We start from the raw sequence: 19630 nt of genomic DNA on the forward strand, positions 1-19630 counted from the left end.
GGCAGTAACTATGAAAAATAATGCAAAAAGAATTATATCTTTTACTTTGATATTTATTTTTACTTTATTACTTTTACCAATTAACTTAGCCAAAGCTGTAGATACGGATGAAAAAGTAAAATCAGATGGAACTAATATTGAAGCAAGATCAGCTTTATTAATGGAACCAATGAGCGGCAAAATACTTTATGAAAAGAATGCAGATGAAAAATTTGCACCAGCATCTGTAACAAAAATTATGACTATGTTGATAACAATGGAGGGCGTAGATAGCGGAAAAATTAAATTAGATGATAAAGTAACTTGTAGTGAAAATGCTAAGAAAATGGGCGGAAGTACAATGCTTTTAGACACTGGAGAAATAAGAACTGTTGAAGAACTTTTGAAAGGTGTAGCGATAGCTTCTGGAAATGATGCGGCAGTTGCACTTGCAGAATATCTTGGAGGTACAGAGCAAGATTTTGTTAATATGATGAACAAAAGAGCGCAGGAACTTGGAATGGTTAATACAACATTCAAAAACTGTAATGGATTACCAGCAGATGGACATATGTCTACTGCAAAAGATATAGCAATAATGTCAAAAGAGTTATTGAAACATCCAAAGGTTTTAAAATATACAGGAACTTATATGGATAATATATCAGAAGGAAGAAAATCTCCAATAGAACTAGTAAACCACAACAAATTAGTTAGATTTTTTGAAGGTTGTGACGGGTTAAAAACTGGATTTACGGATGAAGCTAAATACTGCATTAGCGCTACAGCAACAAGAAATGGAGTAAGAATGCTATCTGTAATAATGGGAGCACCAACTTATAAAATAAGAAATCGTGATGCAGGTGTTTTACTTAATTATGGATTTTCAAAGTATGAAGGCAAAAAGCTTGTATCTAAAGATGAAGAAATAGATAAAGTATATATGGATGAACAAACAGATAAGTTCTTTATGGCAATGGCTAAAGATGACTTAAATGTCATACTTCCTAAGGGTGACAATAAGGATTTAGAGAAAAAAATTGTTATAGATGAGCTAAAAAAAGAATACAAAGCAGGAGATATAGTTGGAAAATGTGAAGTTTATTTGGGTAGCGAAAAAGTAGGAGAGGTAGATATATATTGCGATAGAGATGTCAAGAAAGGCAATATAATTGACAATATAAAATATAATATTAAAAACTTATTCGAAAAAGGTGTATAGCCTCAATAAAAAAATATTATGAATTTTATATTTTTCTTGTAAAACTATAAATAAGAAATAATTCAAGCATAGTTGAAGAATAAATTTAATTAAATTTATTTAGCTATGCTTGTTTTGTATTTTTATGATATGTATATTTTTAATAAGTCTCTATATATTGCTGCTAAATGAAATGTTTAACTTACTAAAATTTCAAGCGTAAATTTGTTATTCAAAGTATATATATTGCAGAAATAATTCTTCATTATAATTCTAAAAATATTGCAAGAATTTTAGCCGTAATTATGAATTGTGAAATGTGCATTGTGAAATGCAACATATATATAAATTAATGATTCTTGTTTTAGGTGTTATTACTTGTTATTATATATTATAGTACTTATTATTTAGATTTAAAGTTATAATTTAAGTATAATTCATAATGGAGGTAAAAAAGATATATATGGAACTTCCAAAGATTAAAATTAATGATTTTGAAGGCCCGTTTGATCTTCTATTACATTTAATAAGAAAGAATCAAATGAGTATATATAATGTGAAAATATATGAAATAACTAATCAGTATCTGAATTATATTAATGAAATGAAAAAGATGGATTTAGAAATAACTTCTGAGTTTATTGTAGTAGCGGCTACCTTAATAGAAATTAAATCTAAGAATTTGTTGCCGAAGCTTAAAAAACAAGAAGATGATGAAGAAGATGATGAGAAAAAGCTTTTAGAAAAACTTATTCTTTATAGGAAAATAAAAGGGGTTTCAGTATTTTTAAAAGACAGATATACTAGTGCTGGCGAGATATATGGAAAGAAACCAGAGGTAATAGAAGAAAAAAGAGATGATACTGATAAAAAAGATTTATTAAAAAATATAAGTCTTATAGAATTGTTTAATATATATAATAATTTACTTGAGATATACAATAATAAGCAAAATAGAAATAACATAATTCAGAAAAAAATATATGTGGATAAATATAAAATTGAAGATAAGTTAGAATATATTATGGACAAGTTAAAAACAGAGAGGGTAAGTAGCTTTCACAAAATTATTGAAAATTGTGAATGCAAATTAGAGTGTGTTGTGACATTTTTGGCATTGCTAGAGATGATTAAACAGAGGATGATCAAAGTATATCAAAGCGAAAATTTTAGCAATATATTGATTGAAAGGAGAACAGATGATGAGTAATGATAAAGGGATTCAAATTCCATTTATAGATGACAAGAAAAAAGATTCTTTAAAATCCGCAATAGAATCTTTGTTATTTGCTAGTGGAGAACCATTGAGTTTACAGGATTTGGTTAACCATCTTGAAGAAAAGAATAAACTTATTGAAATTATCATCCATGAAATGATGGAAGAATACGAAAATAATAATAGAGGAATAAAAATAATATGTATTAAAGGAAGTTACCAGTTAGTTACGAAAGCTGAAAATTCAGATTATATACAGAAGCTTCTAAAGAAAAACAAAAGACAATCTTTATCCCAAGCATCTATAGAGAGTTTAGCCATAATTGCTTATAAGCAGCCTATAACAAGAATTGATATTGACGAAATTAGAGGCGTTAAATCAGAGAGTGCTCTTCAAAGACTTTTAGAAAAAGATCTTATAAAAGAGGTCGGCAGACTAGAAGTACCTGGTAGACCAATCTTATATGGAACAACAGATGAATTTTTAAGACAATTTGAATTGAAAGATTTAAAGGAACTTCCTTCTTTAGATTTATTTGGGCAAGAAGATGTTCAGGAAGATCATGGACAAGAATAAAATTTAAGGATATATTATCGGAAGTAATAAATATATTAATATTTGAAATTTTAGAAAACAATAAAATTTATTTTTAAATTTCTTGCATTTATTTTATTAAATTTAAGAGAGAAATAGTGTATTATTGAACAACTACTTCTCTCTTGAATTAAAAATTAGGAGCAATTTAAATATTATCGCTATCACTGCAATAACATTCTTCGGAATTATTATCAACAGTAGTAGTATTGACAGTAGCAGATTTTTTATTCTTTCCACATATATCTTTTACTAAACTTTTTACAATATCTAAGATTTGAGGAACTGTATCTACAATTCTATCATATGTAGTATCTTGATCTACAGGTAGCATTCTAACACCATCTTGTTTAACAACTAGGAATGCTACAGGTTTAACAGAAACCCCTGCTCCAGAGCCGCCTCCAAAAGGAAATGTTGTACTTGTGATATTTTGCTTTAAATTTAGACATTCACTTCCACCAGAAGCGAATCCAAAGCTTAATCTTGAAACTGGAACGATATAAGTTCCATCTTTTGTTTCTATAGCTTTCCCTATTACTGTGTTTACATCAATCATATCCTTAAGATTTTCCATAGTACTTTTCATTAAGTTTTCGACATGTTGTTCACTTGACATAATAAATCCCCTTTACTAAGGGGTCACCTCCCTTGTTTCTCATTGTTTTTTAATAAATTAATTATTATATATATAATGTTTGCAAGTGATAAGAAAATTATACTTGAAGTTTCAATTTTTAGTAAAAATTTATCCTCAAATAGAGGGGTTATTTTAAAATTAAATCTCTTTATATTAAAAATGTAATTAAGGAGAATATAAGTTAATGATGTTGTATTATATATAATTCCATAGAAAATTGCAGTTCTTGCAGCATCGTTTAGGGAATAGTCCAAGGACAAATTTATTTTTAACAGTGGCTTGTATTTTAAACTACTTAAAGTAGAAATCAGATGCTTGAAATTTATTTTACTATTAATTTTTGAAAAAAATTTATGCTTATTTTTAATTAAAGGCGAATTTTTGAGTTTTTTTATACGTGTCGCTCTTTTCTTATTTTTAGAGATAAGATTAAATCCATATAATTTTATATAATAATCTATTGTAGAATAGTAAATACTAAATTTAATAGGGATAGGAATAAAAAATATTAATAAGACCACTAAAAAGACATAAAATAATTTCATAAAATTCCTCCAAACTATATCTACTCCATAATTATTGACTAATAATAAAAAAATAAACCTAGAAAATTATCAAAATTAGGTTTAAAAAATAATTTTAAAGGTAAACTAGAACCAAATAGTAAGTTTAGAAGGTGATTAATTATGCGAAAAGGTACTAGTAAATGCACTTCATTGATAGCACTAATTCTTATATGTACTCAAATAATATGTATAGATGCAAATGCTAAAAGTAAATCTAATAATTTAAGAGTAAATGCTAGATCTGCGATTGCATTGGATAAGGAAAGTCATGCAGTTTTATTTGAACAAAATGCTTATGAGATAGTTCCAATGGCAAGTACAACAAAGATACTTACTTCTTTAATAGCTATTGAACAAGGTAATTTAGATAAAAAAGTAGTAATAAGCAAAAAAGCAGCTAGTATAAGAGGATCTACAGTTGGTTATAAAGAAAACGAAGAAATTACTTTAAGAGAGCTAGTTTTTGGGCTAATGTTTAAGTCAGGAAATGATGCAGCAATAGCTATTGCCGAGGAATTAGGGGGATCAATAGAAGGATTTGCAGAAATAATGAATCATTATGCTAGGGGTATAGGAATATTAGATTCACATTTTGAGTCTCCTCATGGATTGGATAGTAGTAAACATTATTCTTCAGCATATGATTTAGCGATACTTACTGCTAAGGGTATGGATTACGATCTATTTAGAGAAGTAGTAGGAAGTAAACAAATCTCAAAGGAAAAGTATAATTTTACTAGAGATTATAATAACATAAATAAAATATTGTGGAGAATTCCAGGAGCTAATGGTGTCAAAACAGGATATACAGGCCAAGCAGGTAAGTGTTTAGTTTCATCAATTAATAATAATGGCAAAGATGTTATCATTGTGGTTTTAAATTGTCCAGATAGATGGAATGTTACAGAAAAAATATATAATTATGTATTAGAAAAAGTAGCATTTGGAAATCATACAGTTAAAGAATTGGTTTAGTAAGCAATAGTAGATAGTTTTTTATTACTATCTACTTTTTTTATTAAATAAAGCATTTCAGAGAATCAAAGACAAGTAATCTGAGTATTAAAATATAGATTAAAATATTGCAAAATAAATAATTTTAAACAATTATATTTGTGTCAAATTAGATATTTTAAAATAATTTATATTAGAAGCAATTTTATCTAAAGGAGAAAAAATGGTAAAAGAGGCTATTGATTGTATAGATGCGGGAACGGAGTATTGTCCATGTAAACTTGCAGAGTATGGGCAGTGTTTGACCTGCTCCCAATGTCAAGGCGAAGTTTTTTGCGATTGTTTAAATTGGAAGGGGGTTTGTATATATCAAGAACTCCATAATAATGGAAATAAAGCAAAAGAAGGTCGTAAAACTTTTGAATGTAGCGTGGTAGAGGTACAAAATTATAATGATAAATTAGTGATAATTAAATTTAAAGCTCCTCATAAATTAGTTATAGATTTGGTGAAACCTGGAAGCTATGTATTTATAAGAACTGATGGAAATAATTATTTTGATGTTCCAATATCTATAATGAATTCAGATATAGAGAATGACACTATAATGGTTGCTGTTGAAATCAGGGGGGTTAAAACTGCTAAGTTATTAGATATAAAAACAGGCGGGAACATAGTAATACGTGGACCTTACTGGAATGGTGTTTTTGGAATTAAAAATATATTGGCCCAAAAGAATAATAAAGCATTAGTACTTGCAAGAGGTATTGGATTAGCTCCTATGATACCTGTAGTAAAAAAATTAATTTCACAAAGTAATGATGTACAAATAATAATTGATAAAGATCCATTTGAAGAAAATTTTTCTGAAGAAATTTTATCTGAATATAAAATAGAGGTATCAGAGTGCTCACTACTGGATAAGGGCAAGCTCTCAGACCATGCAAAAGTGTTGATTAAGGATTCACTTAAAAATGGAACTAATTATATTCATGTAGCAGGGGCCGATATTTTGACTTATGGTGTTATTAACTATTTAAGCGACATTAATAGAAATGATGTCTCACTTTCATGTTGTAATAATTTTAAGATGTGCTGCGGTGAAGGAATTTGTGGAGCATGTACATCAAGATTTTCAGGTCACAGAGTAAAAAGATTCTGCAAAGAACAGGCTGACCCGAGAAGTATTTTTGAAGGGAGAAGATTTATATGAAGGTTATTATTGTTGGCGGAGGTTGGTCTGGATGCGCGGCAGCAATTTCAAGTAAAAAAGCTGGAGCAGATGTTACTATCATCGAAAAGACAGATTTGTTACTTGGACTTGGTAATGTAGGTGGAATAATGCGTAATAATGGTAGATATACTGCTGCAGAAGAATTAATAGCTCTTGGTGGAGGAGATCTGGTTAAAATTACAGATGAGATTTCAACTCATAAAAATATAGATTTTCCTGGACATAAACATGCTACACTTTATAATGTCAATTTAATAGAGGGAGTTGTTAGCAAATATTTGAAATCATTAGATATAAACCTAATGATGGAGAGTAGAGTTAATGATATCAATTTTGATGGACAAAAAATAAAAGGTGTTTACCTTAGCGATGGAACTTATATAGAAGGTGACGTATTTATAGAAACAACAGGAACTACTGGGCCTATGGGAAATTGCTTGCGTTATGGAAATGGCTGCTCAATGTGTGTTTTAAGGTGCCCTGCTTTTGGGCCTAGAATCAGTATTAGTGAAAGATGTGGAGTTTCCGATATTCAGGGTGAAAGAGGAGATGATATCTTAGGAGCGTTCTCTGGCTCTTGTAAATTGGCTAAAGAAAGTTTGTCAGATGAAATAAGAAATGAGTTAGATTCTAAAGGTGTTGTAATTTTAAAAGTTCCTAATGAAGATATAAATTATGATAAATTAAGTACAAAAGTATGCCAGCAATATGCGCTCAAAGAATTTGCTGAGAATATTATACTTTTGGATACTGGACATGCAAAGCTAATGACAACTTACTATCCGTTGCATAAACTAAGGAAAATAAAAGGATTGGAAAATGCTAAATATGTTGATCCATACGCAGGAAGTAAAGGAAACTCCATTAGGTATTTATCAGTTGCACCAAGAACTAATGACTTAAAGGTAATTGGTGTAGATAATTTATTCTGCGCAGGTGAGAAATGTGGGTTATTTGTAGGTCATACAGAAGCAATGTGTACTGGTACTTTAGCTGGGCACAATGCGGTAAGATTAGCTATGGGAATGCCGCTTTTGATACTTCCTTCATCTATAGCAATCGGAGATATAATAACTTATGCAAATGAAAAGGCTAGTACTAGAGAAGGAAGAAAAGATAGATATACTTTCGCAGGTTCCGTATATTTTAATAGGATGAAAGAATTGGGGTTATATACAATAGATGTAGATGAAATTACAAAAAGAATCAAAAAAGTAAATTTAGATAATATTTTTAGTCAAAAATTATTATAATAATTATTATAACTAAGAAGAGGTTATGAAGATTTAAAAGACATGGCATTTAAAATCATGTCTTTTATTTTTACAAAGAAACTTACATTAAGCATTAATTAAATAAGTTAGGAAAATTTATGTTATAAGCTGATATTAATTAAACTTTAGTTAATTAGAAAGATAAATGAAATAAGTTTGGCTTTTTAACACCAATCATATGATTGTACATAACATATAGTATATAAAAACTGAGGAGGAATTAGAGATGAGCAACAATAATAATTGCGATATTGCTTATGGTCGTCATTATAGAGGAAACCAACTTGGTGATAATTATTATAAGTATAGGGATCATAATCATGAATTTGTATCAAGCACAAATTATGCAGAAGATGAGAAGTGTGAAGAACACAACCATCGTATTGCTGGGACTACTGGTCCAGCAATAAGGGTTGGATTATCTCATGTTCATAGAATTGAAGAAGTCACAGACACATTTAATGATCATAATCATAGAATTTGCATTACAACTGGTCCAGCGATTTATATTTCACGAAATAAGCATATTCATATAGTTCAAGGGCAAACATCATTCAATGATGGGCATGATCACGATTATTTTTTTACGACTCTAATTGATGATCCATCTAATGTACCAGATAGAAATTAACCATAAATTAAGCTGTTTTTGTTTGCAGATATTATTGCCTAAACAATATGAATCTTCATAGCTATTAGCCACACTCTAGCATAAATAGGGTGTGGTTAATTAGTTTTCTTATTTTTTCGAAAAGACAGATACGTAAAAAAATCTACACATATAAAAAGAGTGCGAAGCACAATACGGAACTTATATAAAAAGAGTGCGAAGTACAATATGGAATTTAACCAAAGTTTCTTGCAATTTTACTCTTAGACAAAATAGAGGAAATTCATATCAAATTTGTTAAGTAAAAGTTATATTTTTTGATAATAAATCAGAAGGATATTTATAATATTTTAAAATTATATGGAAGCAGAAAAAAGTTTTAATAAATTGTCAATAAAATTGACTTAAATATTAAATTAATTTTAAAATATTGGTTTGAATTGTCAAAAGAATGATTGTATTATAGACAAGAATATGTTTTATATGACATAAATATATTTTAATATTTAAATATAGCATAAAAGTATATCAAAATTGCAAATAATAAATAAAAATACTATTCATTCTATTTGAATATGCTAAGTATTTAAAATTAAGGAGTAATAAAGATGGCAAATAATAACAAACAAAAGAAATTAACATTAATTACACTTATTCTGATGATCTTTACATCAGTTTTCGGATTTGCTAATATGCCAAGATCTTTTTATCTTATGGGTTATGGGGCAATTCCTTGGTTCATATTAGGAGGGATAACATATTTTATACCATTTGCATTCATGATGGCGGAATATGGATCTGCATTTAAAGATGAAAAAGGTGGTATATACTCATGGATGGAGAAGTCTGTAGGTCCTAAGTTTGCATTTGTAGGAGTTTTCATGTGGTATTCTTCTTACGTAGTATGGATGATAAATATATGTTCTACTATTTGGATTCCGTTATCAAATACAATATTTGGAATAGATACTACATCAAGCTGGGGAATACTTGGATTGAATTCAACTCAAATTTTAGGTGTACTTGGTGTTATATGGGTGTCTGCAACATATTTTATATCAAAAAGAGGAATAAGTAAAATAACTAAGATTACATCAGTTGGAGGAATAGCAGTAGCGCTTCTAAACATAGTTTTAATAGTGGGCGCAATTATAATATCTATATTAAACAAGGGACAATTTAAAGAGGAAATTTCATCTACAATGTCTTTTGTTAATTCACCAAATCCAGCTTATCAGAATATTAGTTCAGTTTTATCATTCCTGGTTTTTGCTTTATTTGCATATGGTGGTATCGAAGCTGTGAGTGGTCTTGTTGATCAAACTGAAAATCCAGATAAGACATTTCCTAAGGGGATTTTAATGGCAGCAGCTATAATTTCTGTTGGTTATTCTCTTGGAATTTTCTTGATTGGAATATTTACAAACTGGGCAGGCACTCTTTCGGGTGAAAACATCAATATGGCAAACGTTGCATATGTTGTTATGAATAATTTAGGATATACCTTGGGCAGCTCAATGGGATTAAGTAATTCGTTATCTATACAAGTTGGAAATTGGGTAGCTAGGTTCGTTGGATTATCAATGTTTTTGGCATTAACAGGGGCATTTTTCACACTATCATATTCTCCGCTTAAACAGTTAATAGAAGGAACACCAGCAAAACTTTGGCCAGGAAAGATGGCTGTTATTGATGAAAACGAGATGCCAATAAATGCAATGTTTATTCAAACCATTATAGTAGCAGTTATGGTGCTATTTGTTTCTATGGGAGGAAGCAGTGCAAAATTATTTTTCACAATGTTAGTATTAATGACTAATGTTGCGATGACTATACCATATTTATTTTTATCAAGTGCATATATATCATTTAGAAAAAAGGATAATATAGAGAAGCCTTTTATAATATTGAAAAGTAAATCATCTGCTATATTTATAGGAATTATAGTTACGGCAGTGGTTGGATTCGCAAATTTCTTTACAATTATCGAGCCAGCAATTCATGGTGATTACAAATCTACAATTGCTATGATTGCGGGACCTGTAGTTTTTGCTGTAGCAGCATTATTAATCTATGCTAACGGAGAGAAGAAAAAAGATATTTAGAAAATTGTTTGTACATAATAAAAATAACTAGGGGTTATAATCTCTAGTTATTTTTATTTGTACAAATAATTTTCGATTACATTATATATATTAAGGAAAAAATAAGAAATGTTAAACAATTATTAATTGAAAAATCAAGAAATGAGTTTTATAATTCAAGTGTACTATATGAGTTAGTACACTTAATACAATTAGGAGGGAAGTTTATGAAAAAATCAACGATAATTATTATGATTGGAATTGTCATTATAATTACTGCTTTTCTTGGGATGGATAATAATAAAATCTATCAAAAGCAGAAGCATTTTGAAACTATAAATGAAGTTCTAGATCAACTAAATGGTAAGCCATTAAAAGCAATTGATGAAACTGGAAAGTTCACTGAAACAAATGAGTTTAAAGAATGTTTTTCAGAACGAAAAAGGATAACTAATATTGATTTTAATTTCTCCAAGGTAAAAATAGAAAAAGTATATGATCTTAGCGAAAAAGATAAAAATGAAATGTTAAGTGAATATGATGGATTTAGAAATAATTTTTCTAAAAGACGTCCGATAACAAGAGAGGAACCAATAAGTTTAATTGTTGATGCATATAATCACAGATATCCAGAGGGAAAAGATGATAGACCACAAAAGCTAAAAGTTAACTTGGTCATCATAGATGAGGGAGAAGGTTTAGTAATTGATTATATTACGTGTCATTCTTATGTAGAAGGTAAAGACAATGATTAGAATTGATCCTAGGAGTAGTACTCCTATTTATGAACAAATAGAACTTGGGATAAAGGAACTTATTCTAAAAGGAGCTTTAAAGATGGGCGAGAAATTACCATCAGTTAGAGAGTTGGCATCAATACTTATGATAAACCCTAATACAATAAGCAAAGCCTATGGTGAACTCGAAAGAGAAGGTATAATTGAAACTTTAAGGGGAAAAGGAACTTTTATAACATCTAATTATGAAGGTAAGGGGGATCATAAAAAAATGGAGCACATTTCAAATGAATTAAAAAAAATTATACTTGAGGCAAGTTATGGGGGCGTTAGTAAGGAAGAATTTATAAGGTTAGCACTTCAAATATTTTCTGAGTTAGGGGTGGATGATAATGATAGAAGTGAATAATTTATCCTTCGAAATTGATGGAAAGCAAATTTTGGAAAATATAAATATTAGAATAGATAAAAATAAAATATTTGGAATTATAGGGCCAAATGGCGTTGGGAAAACTACACTTTTAAGATGTTTAACAGGAATCTATAAAGGAACATCAGGAAATGTACTTTATGATGGGCAAGATGTTTATGATAATATAGATGTTAAAAATAAGATTGGCTATGTAGCGGATGAGAATATCATGCAAACCAATTTTAAAGTTAGCGAAATACTGAAGTACTATAAATATTCATATAAAAATTTTGATGAAAAGAAATTTAATGAATTAAATAAAATTTTTAAAATTCAAACTAATAAGTATATATTCCAATTATCCAAAGGGATGAAAATGAGACTTTACATAATGCTAGCTTTTTCTATTCATGCTGAATATTTAATATTGGATGAGCCAACATCAGGACTAGATGCAATACTAAAGAATAAATTATTAAAGATATTTGCAGATGAAGTTTTTGAAAATGGTACAACTATAATAATAAGTTCTCATCATTTAAATGAACTTGAGAGAATTTGTGATGATGTAGCTATTTTAGATAAAGGCGTAGTTACATATGAAAATTCTGTGGAAAACATGAAGAATAAGATAAAAAAGATACAAGTGGCTTTTGATGAGTCTGTTTATGAAGAAGATTTAAAACTTAAGGGAATATTTAAAATTAGTAGAATTGGGAGAGTATTTAACATAATAACTGATGAATATGACGGGGAATTTATAAAAAGCTTAGAAAAATTCAAACCGTTATTTATTGAAGAAATAGATCTAAGCTTGGAAGATATCTTTATCTATAAAGTTGATAAGGAGGATAATGATGAAAAAATATTTAAATAAAGGATTGTTATATGCATGGTTTAATTCTGCTAAGGCAGCCATCTTTATAGGATTATTAATATGGGGGACTGTAGCATATGAAATCATAAAGAACAATTTAAATGATGTCAGAAATGGACTTGCAAACAATTTTGATAACTACTATTATACGAATGTTTGGCACGAATATTTCATGCTAGCAATTATATTTGTAGCTATATATTTTATAGCAAAGGGAATTAATAAGAGAAATACTGAAATGTTCTTATGCAGTGGACCATATACAAAAAAGCAGATTAGATATAATGAATTCATATGTCTTTTAATTACATTAATACTTTTTGTGATAATGTATGTTTATATAGCAATAGTATCATATCTCGGTAATGCTGAATTCATATCGGTTGTTGAAGGGTATTGGAGCATAGTTATTATAGAAACTTCAAAAATAATCTTACTTGGAATCATTGGTATAATGTTTATGCTAATAATAGATTTGATGTTTTCTAATTCGGTAATAGGATTTATTAGCATGATTTCTATAATACCTGTATCTATCTCTATAATAATAGCTAAGGTTATTTCCATACTTGAATATTTTGGAGTTAATAAGGATTATAGTTTATTGGACAAAATAAGAGGTGTAGATTATAAAAATAAATTAGGTAGAGGCTTTTTTGAGTTTGTATTTGATAGAATTAGTGTCAAAGATATAATAATTAGAAATTTATGGAGTGAGACGGTAATTATCTTATTTATTATTATAATTATGATTATAGTTTACAGTGTAGTTCAAAATAAGTATAAACTAGAAAACGCTAATAAGATCTTTTCATCACAAAATAACGAAAAGATTTTAGTGATATTAGTATCAACAGCAGCTGGATCATTTGCATCATTATTTTTAACTGAAAGTTTTATTCATAGTTTGCAGCGAAAGAATGGAAGTTCTATGGTATTAGTAGGATCAGACTTAATCAAGGGTCTTGGATTAGATGTAATATGCATGCTTTTAATTGGATTTATAGCCTATAAAGTAATAAAAAGAATATTAAAAAATATAGTTTAGGCGATAAAAATAATTTTTGATAAACAAAATATTTATAGATTTTAGTTTAGTGAGAACCATATGTAGTAAGGATACTTGTAGATGGTTCTCATATTTTATTTAAATCATAAAGAACAAAAAATATATGTATCGAATAGAATATATTAACAAAAGAATAGGAGATGATCAACATGTCTAAACATTCTAATGATTGTTGCTGCTGTAAATGTAATTCTTGTTGCTCTTGCAAACCTAGTTGCTGTAACGTTTGCGGATGCGGCGGCGGCTGCGGAGGATACGGTGGTTACGGTGGATATGGCGGCGGCTTCGGAGGCTACGGCGGCTTTGGAGGCGGATGTGGCTTTGGTGGCTGCGGAAGCTGGCTTTGGATTTTATTAATTTTATTCCTTGGTGGCGGAGCAGGTTGCGGAGGATTTCTCTGGTAATTTGATTAATCATAAGGAGTACAATTTAAAAGTAGCCTTATAATTAGATGATAGAAACGCTGGTGACAGCGTTTCTATTATTTTATATTCAAATAAAAATAATTAGAAAGTTGTATTATATAAGTGAAAAAGATATAATCTAAAATGTAAAAGTATAAATGTATTTATATGCTAAATGGAGTGATTTAAATTATGGAAGAAAGATTGCAGAAATATCTCGCAAATTGTGGAGTGGCTTCAAGAAGAAAATGTGAGGAATTAATAATTTCAGGTAAAGTTAAAGTAAATGGGGTTATAGTTAATGAAGTAGGAATAAAAATAGATCCATTAAAAGATATGATAGAATATAATGGAAAGGAAATAAAAAAGAAAGAAGATAAAGTTTATATAATGCTTAATAAGCCTGAGGGGTATATTAGCTCGGTTAAAGACGAAAAAGGCAGAGCTACTATTTTGGATATAGTTAAGGTGAATGAGAGAATCTATCCAATTGGAAGATTAGATTATGATAGCTCGGGATTATTGTTATTAACAAATGATGGAGAAATTTATAATAAAATAATTCATCCAAGGGTAGAAATAATAAAAAGGTATGTGGCAGTAGTTAAGGGCGAGGTAACTGATAAAGATAAGATGAAGTTTGAAATAGGTATAGATATTGGAGGATATATTACTGCTCCAGCTGAGCTTAAAGTTATCAGTTATGATAAAGGTGTTTCGACTATTGAGATTGGTATTCATGAGGGAAAGAATAGACAAATAAGAAAAATGTGTGCTGCTATACACCATGATGTATTATCTTTAAAAAGAATATCTATAGGAGAAATAAAACTAGGATATTTAAAAAGAGGGGAATATAGAAAGTTAAACAAAGAAGAACTAGATTATATCAATAGTTTATAGATAATAATTAAATTATAAAGAACAGATGAAAGAAAGTTGATCATACATCATTAATAAATTAAAGCAAGATATTGATTTTAATAATATAATGCGTAATGAAAGTAGCTTGATAAAATATTGCAAATTTTTAATATGCGCTGTGAAAAACAAGTTATTTGTTGAATATTTAGAAATAAGATGATAGAATTAAGATAATATTATTCAATGTTGTAACAGGAAGGCAAAAGATGGATGAAGTAAATAACGAAAATAGTAAAGATTTAATGAGATTAATTCAGGGGAAATTTATAAGGTTAAGTAAAGGTCAAAAATTAATAGCTGAGTACATATTAAAAAATTATGATAAAGCAGCATTTATGACGGCAGCCAAACTAGGAATATCTGTTGGAGTTTCTGAATCAACAGTTGTAAGATTTGCGATTGAGCTTGGCTTTTCAGGATATCCTAAATTGCAAAAAGCACTACAAGAACTTATAAAGAATAAGCTAACAACTGTACAGAGATTAGAACTTAGAAATGATTATTTTTCTGATGGAGATGCATTAAAAGGTGTACTAAAAGCTGATATGGAAAACATACGTGCAACTCTTGAAAAAATTAATCAAAACACGTTTGAAGATGTAGTAAAGGGGATTTTTGAGGCAAATAGAATATACATAATTGGTCTTAGAAGTTCTACTGCTCTTGCGGAGTTTTTAGGGTTTTATCTAAATATAATACTGCAAAATGTTAAAATTGTAAGTTATGGAATTTCAGATGTATTTGAACAAATGATAAATGTAGGAGATGGAGATTTAGTTATAGGAATTGGTTTTCCTAGATATGCTGCTAAAACTATTGATGCATTAGAATTTTCACAAGATAGAGGAGCCAAAGTGGTTGCGCTCACGGATAGTTTACTATCACCTCTTGCGTCTAAAGCTGATCACACATTAATTGCACAAAGTAATATGGCATCATTTGTAGATTCTTTAGTTGCACCTATGTCAGTAATAAATGCACTAATTATTGCAGTAGGAATGCGAGAGAAGGAAAACATATCTGATATTTTTGGTAATTTAGAACAAATATGGCAGACATATAATGTTTATTCTTATAATAATAGAAATGTTGCAGATGACTAAAATTCTAGTAAATAGAGCTGTTCTCAGAATGATTATGAGGGCAGCTTGTTTTTATTAAATAAAGATAAATTTATTTTAATGAGAATGATAAGTTTAGAGGTGAAATATTGAATAAAAATATAGAGATGCCTAAAAATGTTACATTAATCATTGATAGGTTATTAGAAAATGGATATGAGGCTTATATGGTTGGAGGATGTGTTAGAGATTGTATTCTAGGAAAAGAACCTAAAGACTGGGATATAACAACTAATGCAAAGCCACTAGAAGTAGTGGAGTTATTTGATAAAGTTATATTAACTGGATTAAAGCATGGAACAGTTACAGTAATGCTAAATAAAGAGAGTTATGAAATTACAACTTATAGGTCAGATGGTGAATATGAAGATAATAGACATCCTAAAGAAGTTAAGTTTGTGAGTTCTTTAAAGGAAGATTTGGCGAGAAGAGATTTTACAATTAATTCAATGGCATATAATGATATAAGTGGATTAGTAGATTATTTTAATGGGGTAGAGGATTTAGGTAAAAAGATAATAAGAACTGTAGGCGACCCTAGAAAAAGATTTGATGAGGATGCACTAAGAATGCTTAGGGCAATTAGGTTTTCTGCCCAACTAGATTTTACTATTGATAGGTTAACACTAAATTCAATAAAAGAACTTAAAGATAATATAAGAAATATATCAAAAGAGAGAGTCAGAGAAGAGTTTAATAAGATATTACTTAATAATCCAAGAAAAATAGAAACATTGAGGGAATGTGGAATTTTAGAATACATAGTTCCGGGAATAAGCAAAATCTATAATTTTAATAAAAACAATTCTTGCCATTCACATGATTTATATAATCATACCATTATAGCAACTGAAACTGTAGAATCCCAAATATATTTGAGATTGAGTATGCTATTTCACGATTTTGGAAAAGCTTGCACAATAAGAACTCATGAAAATGACAATTTGCATTACAGTTCTTATTCAAAAGAATCCTCAAGAATAGCCAATGAAATATTGAAATATTTGAAATATGACAATAATATAATTAATAAAGTTACACTTCTTATACAGTATCATGATTATAGAATTGATAATAAAGTATCTATAAAAAAACTACTGAGAGAAATAGGTATAGATCTTTTTAAAGATCTAATTAAAATTCAGCGAGCGGATATACTTACTCAGGATTCTAAATACTCTGAAAAGCATTTAATAAATTTAGATGAGGCCGAAAATATTCTTAATGAGATAATTGATAACGATGAATGTTTTAATTTAAAGAATTTGAAAATAAATGGTGGAGATTTATTGTCTTTAGGATTTAACAAAGGAAAAGAAATTGGTGAAATGCTAAATTATTTGTTGGATATTATAATTAAAAATCCTAAATTAAATGAGAAACGGGAACTAGTTAAATTAGTTATGAAACGATGGAGATAAAATTTATTAATATAGAATATGTTAATAATCAAAAGGTATAGATTCAAATTAAGCCCTGCTCATTTTGAATTTATACCTTTTATTTTAGGTCTTTTAATTTGTATATATAAATATTTAAGTTTTTATTTGATTATATCTATATAATAAATTTAATTAATGACAGAATATTTGTGTGATTGTATTTTGTAGAAAAATTGGATATAATTATAGTGAAGATTGAGAAAATTTTTACATTTAAGAAAAAATTAAGGGTGGGGATAAGATTATGAGAGAGTTAATGTTTTCAAACGTACAAGAAGCGTCAAATTTTATAAATAATAATTCTAATATGGGATTTGTTATATTTTCAAATGTAGAAAATGTTACAGAATTATCAACATTAGTATCTTCAAATGTTATACTTTGTTCTACGTCTGGAGAGTATGGAAGAAATGGTTATGAAGATGGAGTTATTTCTGGATTTCAATATGATATTTGTGATGGTGAAGTTGTAGAGATACTTTATCCACCAATAAAAAGTGTGAATAATTTAAAAGGGGCTTATGAAAAAATTAAAACTAACAAGAATGCTTTTTCACTTTTATTATGCGATGGTCTAACTGGAATGGAAGAAAGTATTATAGGTACCCTCTATTTTGTAGATGATAATTTTAAAGTCATAGGCGGAAGTGCTGGAGATAATCTTAAGTTTAAAGAAACATTCATATTTATAGGTAAAAAGCGTGTTCATAGTGTAATGATTTTCTTTAATACAAAAAGAAGAACTACTATAATAAAAGAAAATATATACATACCAATGGGACAAAGACTATTAGTAACTGAAGCTGACCCTATAAGTAGGACGATAAAGACATTCAATAAAGTTCCAGCTAGCACTGAATATGCAAGAGTTTTAAATGTAAAAGAAAGTGATCTTCCTAATTATTTTATGAATAATCCTCTAGGAAAAATGTATGAAAATGAAATTTTTATATCTTCTCCTATGAAAGTAAATTCAGACAAATCAATTACATTTTATTGTCAGGTTATGTCAAATACCTTTGTTGAGGTTCTAAAACCGGTTGATCCAATAAGCCAAATAAGAAATACAGTTGAGAAGATTGGATTTAAACCTAGTTTTATGTTGTCAATAAACTGTATATTAAGAAGCTTGAAGTTTCAAGAAGATAATATTTGGAAAGCAATAGATAAAGAACTACTTTCATTCTGCCCTAATACTGCTGGATTTGTAAGCTATGGAGAGCAATTTTATAAAAAACATGTAAATCAAACTATGGTAATATTAGCAGTTGAATAAAGGGGGAATATTAATATGTTTAAATTTAAAAGTAAAGAAATAAGCACTATACAAAGTCAAAATGAAGTTAACCGTAATGAGAAAGAAGAATGCTTCCTATATGTGAATGAAGTTATGGAGTTAACATCTATAATAGAAAATAATATAAAAACAGTTATTAATGAAGAAGGAAATATGACGTATGGTCTTGATAAACTTCTTAAAGGAACTGAATATACGACTAAACAAACAGAAAATGTTAATGACTATTTACAAGTCTTATCTAACAATAGTGATAAGACAGAAAATCTTGTTCAGGATGTTTTTCTTAGTCTTGATAATTCTCAAAAAGAAATAGATAATGCAAGAAATGATTTTAATGAATTAATCAATCAGGTGGGCACAGTTTCTAAGGTTTTTGATGAATTTATCAGTTTAATTTCAGAGATACAGAATCAGTATAACAGTATTCAAGGGTTTGCTAATATTATAAATGGAATTGCCCAGCAAACAAATTTATTATCATTGAATGCAGCTATTGAGGCAGCTAGAGTTGGTGAAGCTGGAAAAGGGTTTACTGTTGTAGCTAATGAAATAAAAAAACTTTCTGTTGATACTCAGAAAAATGCTAAAGATATTATGAATTCTTTAGATGATTTGACAAAATCAATGGAGCAATTATCTAGTAAATCTAACGAAGGAACTGAAGTTATAAATAAAACAACTAACATTATAGAAGGGTCTTCTTCTATACTAGATAAAATAGTAGATGCTGAATCGGAAGTATATAAACATGTACAAGGGGTTCAGGACTCTCAAAAGAATAATTTACATGGAATAAAGGAGATATCAGTAAATTTAACTAATTTAGTTGAGAAATCAAGAACTGAAAATCAGCAATTACAAAACCTAGTATATAGCATACAGAAAAAAGGTGATTGTTATCTAGACATACTTAATTGAGGATATTTCATAATTAAAATATCCGAATCTGTGGATAACTTTTAGAAATTTTTAAAAAAAGCCGATAGCGAAG

20 protein-coding genes are annotated in these 19630 nt (G+C 28.6%); 18 read left to right on the plus strand and 2 right to left on the minus strand.

Translation table 11 applies throughout. The annotated features are described in order from the left end of the window. Positions 1-10 precede the first annotated feature (10 nt). The 3 genes from ACJDTP_RS12135 to scpB all read left to right on the plus strand — a co-directional run bounded on the left by ACJDTP_RS12135 (position 11) and on the right by scpB (position 2973). Positions 11-1201 (plus strand): D-alanyl-D-alanine carboxypeptidase family protein, encoded by a 1191-nt coding sequence (locus ACJDTP_RS12135; RefSeq protein ID WP_103698309.1) that lies wholly within the window; start codon positions 11-13, stop codon positions 1199-1201. Positions 1202-1643: 442 nt separating this feature from the next. After that, the gene (locus tag ACJDTP_RS12140; protein ID WP_406761333.1) at positions 1644-2390 is read left to right on the plus strand and encodes a segregation/condensation protein A; all 747 of its coding nucleotides are present in this window, start codon (positions 1644-1646) and stop codon (positions 2388-2390) included. After that, complete coding sequence (gene scpB / locus ACJDTP_RS12145) at positions 2383-2973, plus strand: SMC-Scp complex subunit ScpB (RefSeq protein WP_078117031.1); 591 nt, start codon at positions 2383-2385, stop codon at positions 2971-2973. The genes ACJDTP_RS12140 and scpB overlap by 8 nt, the downstream gene beginning before the upstream one ends. 166 nt (positions 2974-3139) lie before the next feature. Here scpB and ytfJ read toward each other — a convergent pair whose 3' ends face one another. Both ytfJ and ACJDTP_RS12155 read right to left on the minus strand, forming a co-directional pair. Further along, entirely contained in the window at positions 3140-3610 is a 471-nt protein-coding gene (ytfJ, locus tag ACJDTP_RS12150) for a GerW family sporulation protein (RefSeq protein WP_077840855.1), read from the minus strand. Between the two features lie 23 nt (positions 3611-3633). Beyond that, positions 3634-4176, minus strand: coding sequence for a DUF2953 domain-containing protein (locus tag ACJDTP_RS12155; protein WP_078117030.1), 543 nt, complete (start codon positions 4174-4176; stop codon positions 3634-3636). Between the two features lie 141 nt (positions 4177-4317). On the opposite strand from ACJDTP_RS12155, the gene ACJDTP_RS12160 reads away from it, so the two are divergent. The 15 genes from ACJDTP_RS12160 (at position 4318) to ACJDTP_RS12230 (ending at position 19557) form a co-directional block, all read left to right on the plus strand. Beyond that, on the plus strand, positions 4318-5172 hold the full coding sequence (locus ACJDTP_RS12160; protein ID WP_078117029.1) for a D-alanyl-D-alanine carboxypeptidase family protein: 855 nt from the start codon (positions 4318-4320) through the stop codon (positions 5170-5172). Between the two features lie 202 nt (positions 5173-5374). Beyond that, the gene (locus ACJDTP_RS12165; protein ID WP_103698311.1) at positions 5375-6364 is read left to right on the plus strand and encodes a sulfide/dihydroorotate dehydrogenase-like FAD/NAD-binding protein; all 990 of its coding nucleotides are present in this window, start codon (positions 5375-5377) and stop codon (positions 6362-6364) included. Beyond that, the gene (locus tag ACJDTP_RS12170) at positions 6361-7638 is read left to right on the plus strand and encodes an FAD-dependent oxidoreductase (RefSeq protein WP_078117027.1); all 1278 of its coding nucleotides are present in this window, start codon (positions 6361-6363) and stop codon (positions 7636-7638) included. The genes ACJDTP_RS12165 and ACJDTP_RS12170 overlap by 4 nt, the downstream gene beginning before the upstream one ends. Positions 7639-7885: 247 nt before the next feature. Continuing rightward, complete coding sequence (locus tag ACJDTP_RS12175) at positions 7886-8290, plus strand: YmaF family protein (RefSeq protein ID WP_406761334.1); 405 nt, start codon at positions 7886-7888, stop codon at positions 8288-8290. Positions 8291-8877: 587 nt separating this feature from the next. Further along, a complete protein-coding gene (gene yjeM, locus ACJDTP_RS12180; RefSeq protein WP_406761335.1) occupies positions 8878-10374 on the plus strand; it encodes a glutamate/gamma-aminobutyrate family transporter YjeM in 1497 nt (498 codons plus the stop codon). Positions 10375-10580: 206 nt separating this feature from the next. Beyond that, positions 10581-11108: a hypothetical protein gene (locus ACJDTP_RS12185; protein WP_171983664.1), complete on the plus strand. Its 528-nt coding sequence runs from the start codon at positions 10581-10583 to the stop codon at positions 11106-11108. Beyond that, positions 11101-11499, plus strand: coding sequence for a GntR family transcriptional regulator (locus ACJDTP_RS12190; RefSeq protein WP_078117024.1), 399 nt, complete (start codon positions 11101-11103; stop codon positions 11497-11499). The genes ACJDTP_RS12185 and ACJDTP_RS12190 overlap by 8 nt, the downstream gene beginning before the upstream one ends. Beyond that, positions 11483-12379, plus strand: a complete 897-nt coding sequence (locus ACJDTP_RS12195) for an ABC transporter ATP-binding protein (protein ID WP_406761336.1) — start codon at positions 11483-11485, stop codon at positions 12377-12379. Before ACJDTP_RS12190 ends, ACJDTP_RS12195 begins: the two co-directional genes overlap by 17 nt. Continuing rightward, entirely contained in the window at positions 12360-13427 is a 1068-nt protein-coding gene (locus ACJDTP_RS12200) for a hypothetical protein (protein ID WP_406761337.1), read from the plus strand. Before ACJDTP_RS12195 ends, ACJDTP_RS12200 begins: the two co-directional genes overlap by 20 nt. Before the next feature lie 170 nt (positions 13428-13597). Then, entirely contained in the window at positions 13598-13852 is a 255-nt protein-coding gene (locus ACJDTP_RS12205) for a ground-like protein (RefSeq protein ID WP_077839510.1), read from the plus strand. A 192-nt stretch (positions 13853-14044) separates the two neighbouring features. Next, positions 14045-14755 carry a pseudouridine synthase gene (locus tag ACJDTP_RS12210; RefSeq protein WP_077839509.1) on the plus strand — a complete coding sequence of 237 codons (711 nt, stop codon included), beginning with the start codon at positions 14045-14047 and terminating at the stop codon, positions 14753-14755. Between the two features lie 227 nt (positions 14756-14982). Continuing rightward, positions 14983-15879 (plus strand): MurR/RpiR family transcriptional regulator, encoded by an 897-nt coding sequence (locus ACJDTP_RS12215; protein WP_012058122.1) that lies wholly within the window; start codon positions 14983-14985, stop codon positions 15877-15879. Between the two features lie 107 nt (positions 15880-15986). Then, positions 15987-17318 (plus strand): CCA tRNA nucleotidyltransferase, encoded by a 1332-nt coding sequence (locus ACJDTP_RS12220; protein WP_406761338.1) that lies wholly within the window; start codon positions 15987-15989, stop codon positions 17316-17318. Positions 17319-17583: 265 nt separating this feature from the next. Then, a complete protein-coding gene (locus tag ACJDTP_RS12225; RefSeq protein WP_406761339.1) occupies positions 17584-18615 on the plus strand; it encodes an FIST signal transduction protein in 1032 nt (343 codons plus the stop codon). Between the two features lie 15 nt (positions 18616-18630). Further along, complete coding sequence (locus ACJDTP_RS12230) at positions 18631-19557, plus strand: methyl-accepting chemotaxis protein (protein WP_406761340.1); 927 nt, start codon at positions 18631-18633, stop codon at positions 19555-19557. The last annotated feature ends 73 nt before the right edge of the window (positions 19558-19630 follow it).

The organism is Candidatus Clostridium helianthi, assembly GCF_045310795.1.
In the GTDB taxonomy this organism is placed as follows: domain Bacteria; phylum Bacillota; class Clostridia; order Clostridiales; family Clostridiaceae; genus Clostridium; species Clostridium helianthi.

What these genes read in the sequence shown, in the direction of transcription:
- yjeM (WP_406761335.1), top strand. Translation starts at nt 8,878, where the DNA reads ATGGCAAATAATAACAAACAAAAGAAATTAACATTAATTACACTTATT.
- ACJDTP_RS12140 (WP_406761333.1), top strand. Translation starts at nt 1,644, where the DNA reads ATGGAACTTCCAAAGATTAAAATTAATGATTTTGAAGGCCCGTTTGAT.
- ACJDTP_RS12185 (WP_171983664.1), top strand. Translation starts at nt 10,581, where the DNA reads ATGAAAAAATCAACGATAATTATTATGATTGGAATTGTCATTATAATT.
- ACJDTP_RS12170 (WP_078117027.1), top strand. Translation starts at nt 6,361, where the DNA reads ATGAAGGTTATTATTGTTGGCGGAGGTTGGTCTGGATGCGCGGCAGCA.
- ACJDTP_RS12200 (WP_406761337.1), top strand. Translation starts at nt 12,360, where the DNA reads ATGAAAAAATATTTAAATAAAGGATTGTTATATGCATGGTTTAATTCT.
- ACJDTP_RS12165 (WP_103698311.1), top strand. Translation starts at nt 5,375, where the DNA reads ATGGTAAAAGAGGCTATTGATTGTATAGATGCGGGAACGGAGTATTGT.
- ACJDTP_RS12195 (WP_406761336.1), top strand. Translation starts at nt 11,483, where the DNA reads ATGATAGAAGTGAATAATTTATCCTTCGAAATTGATGGAAAGCAAATT.
- ytfJ (WP_077840855.1), bottom strand. Translation starts at nt 3,610, where the DNA reads ATGTCAAGTGAACAACATGTCGAAAACTTAATGAAAAGTACTATGGAA.
- ACJDTP_RS12205 (WP_077839510.1), top strand. Translation starts at nt 13,598, where the DNA reads ATGTCTAAACATTCTAATGATTGTTGCTGCTGTAAATGTAATTCTTGT.
- ACJDTP_RS12175 (WP_406761334.1), top strand. Translation starts at nt 7,886, where the DNA reads ATGAGCAACAATAATAATTGCGATATTGCTTATGGTCGTCATTATAGA.
- ACJDTP_RS12215 (WP_012058122.1), top strand. Translation starts at nt 14,983, where the DNA reads ATGGATGAAGTAAATAACGAAAATAGTAAAGATTTAATGAGATTAATT.
- ACJDTP_RS12135 (WP_103698309.1), top strand. Translation starts at nt 11, where the DNA reads ATGAAAAATAATGCAAAAAGAATTATATCTTTTACTTTGATATTTATT.
- ACJDTP_RS12155 (WP_078117030.1), bottom strand. Translation starts at nt 4,176, where the DNA reads ATGAAATTATTTTATGTCTTTTTAGTGGTCTTATTAATATTTTTTATT.
- scpB (WP_078117031.1), top strand. Translation starts at nt 2,383, where the DNA reads ATGAGTAATGATAAAGGGATTCAAATTCCATTTATAGATGACAAGAAA.
- ACJDTP_RS12160 (WP_078117029.1), top strand. Translation starts at nt 4,318, where the DNA reads ATGCGAAAAGGTACTAGTAAATGCACTTCATTGATAGCACTAATTCTT.
- ACJDTP_RS12230 (WP_406761340.1), top strand. Translation starts at nt 18,631, where the DNA reads ATGTTTAAATTTAAAAGTAAAGAAATAAGCACTATACAAAGTCAAAAT.
- ACJDTP_RS12190 (WP_078117024.1), top strand. Translation starts at nt 11,101, where the DNA reads ATGATTAGAATTGATCCTAGGAGTAGTACTCCTATTTATGAACAAATA.
- ACJDTP_RS12225 (WP_406761339.1), top strand. Translation starts at nt 17,584, where the DNA reads ATGAGAGAGTTAATGTTTTCAAACGTACAAGAAGCGTCAAATTTTATA.
- ACJDTP_RS12210 (WP_077839509.1), top strand. Translation starts at nt 14,045, where the DNA reads ATGGAAGAAAGATTGCAGAAATATCTCGCAAATTGTGGAGTGGCTTCA.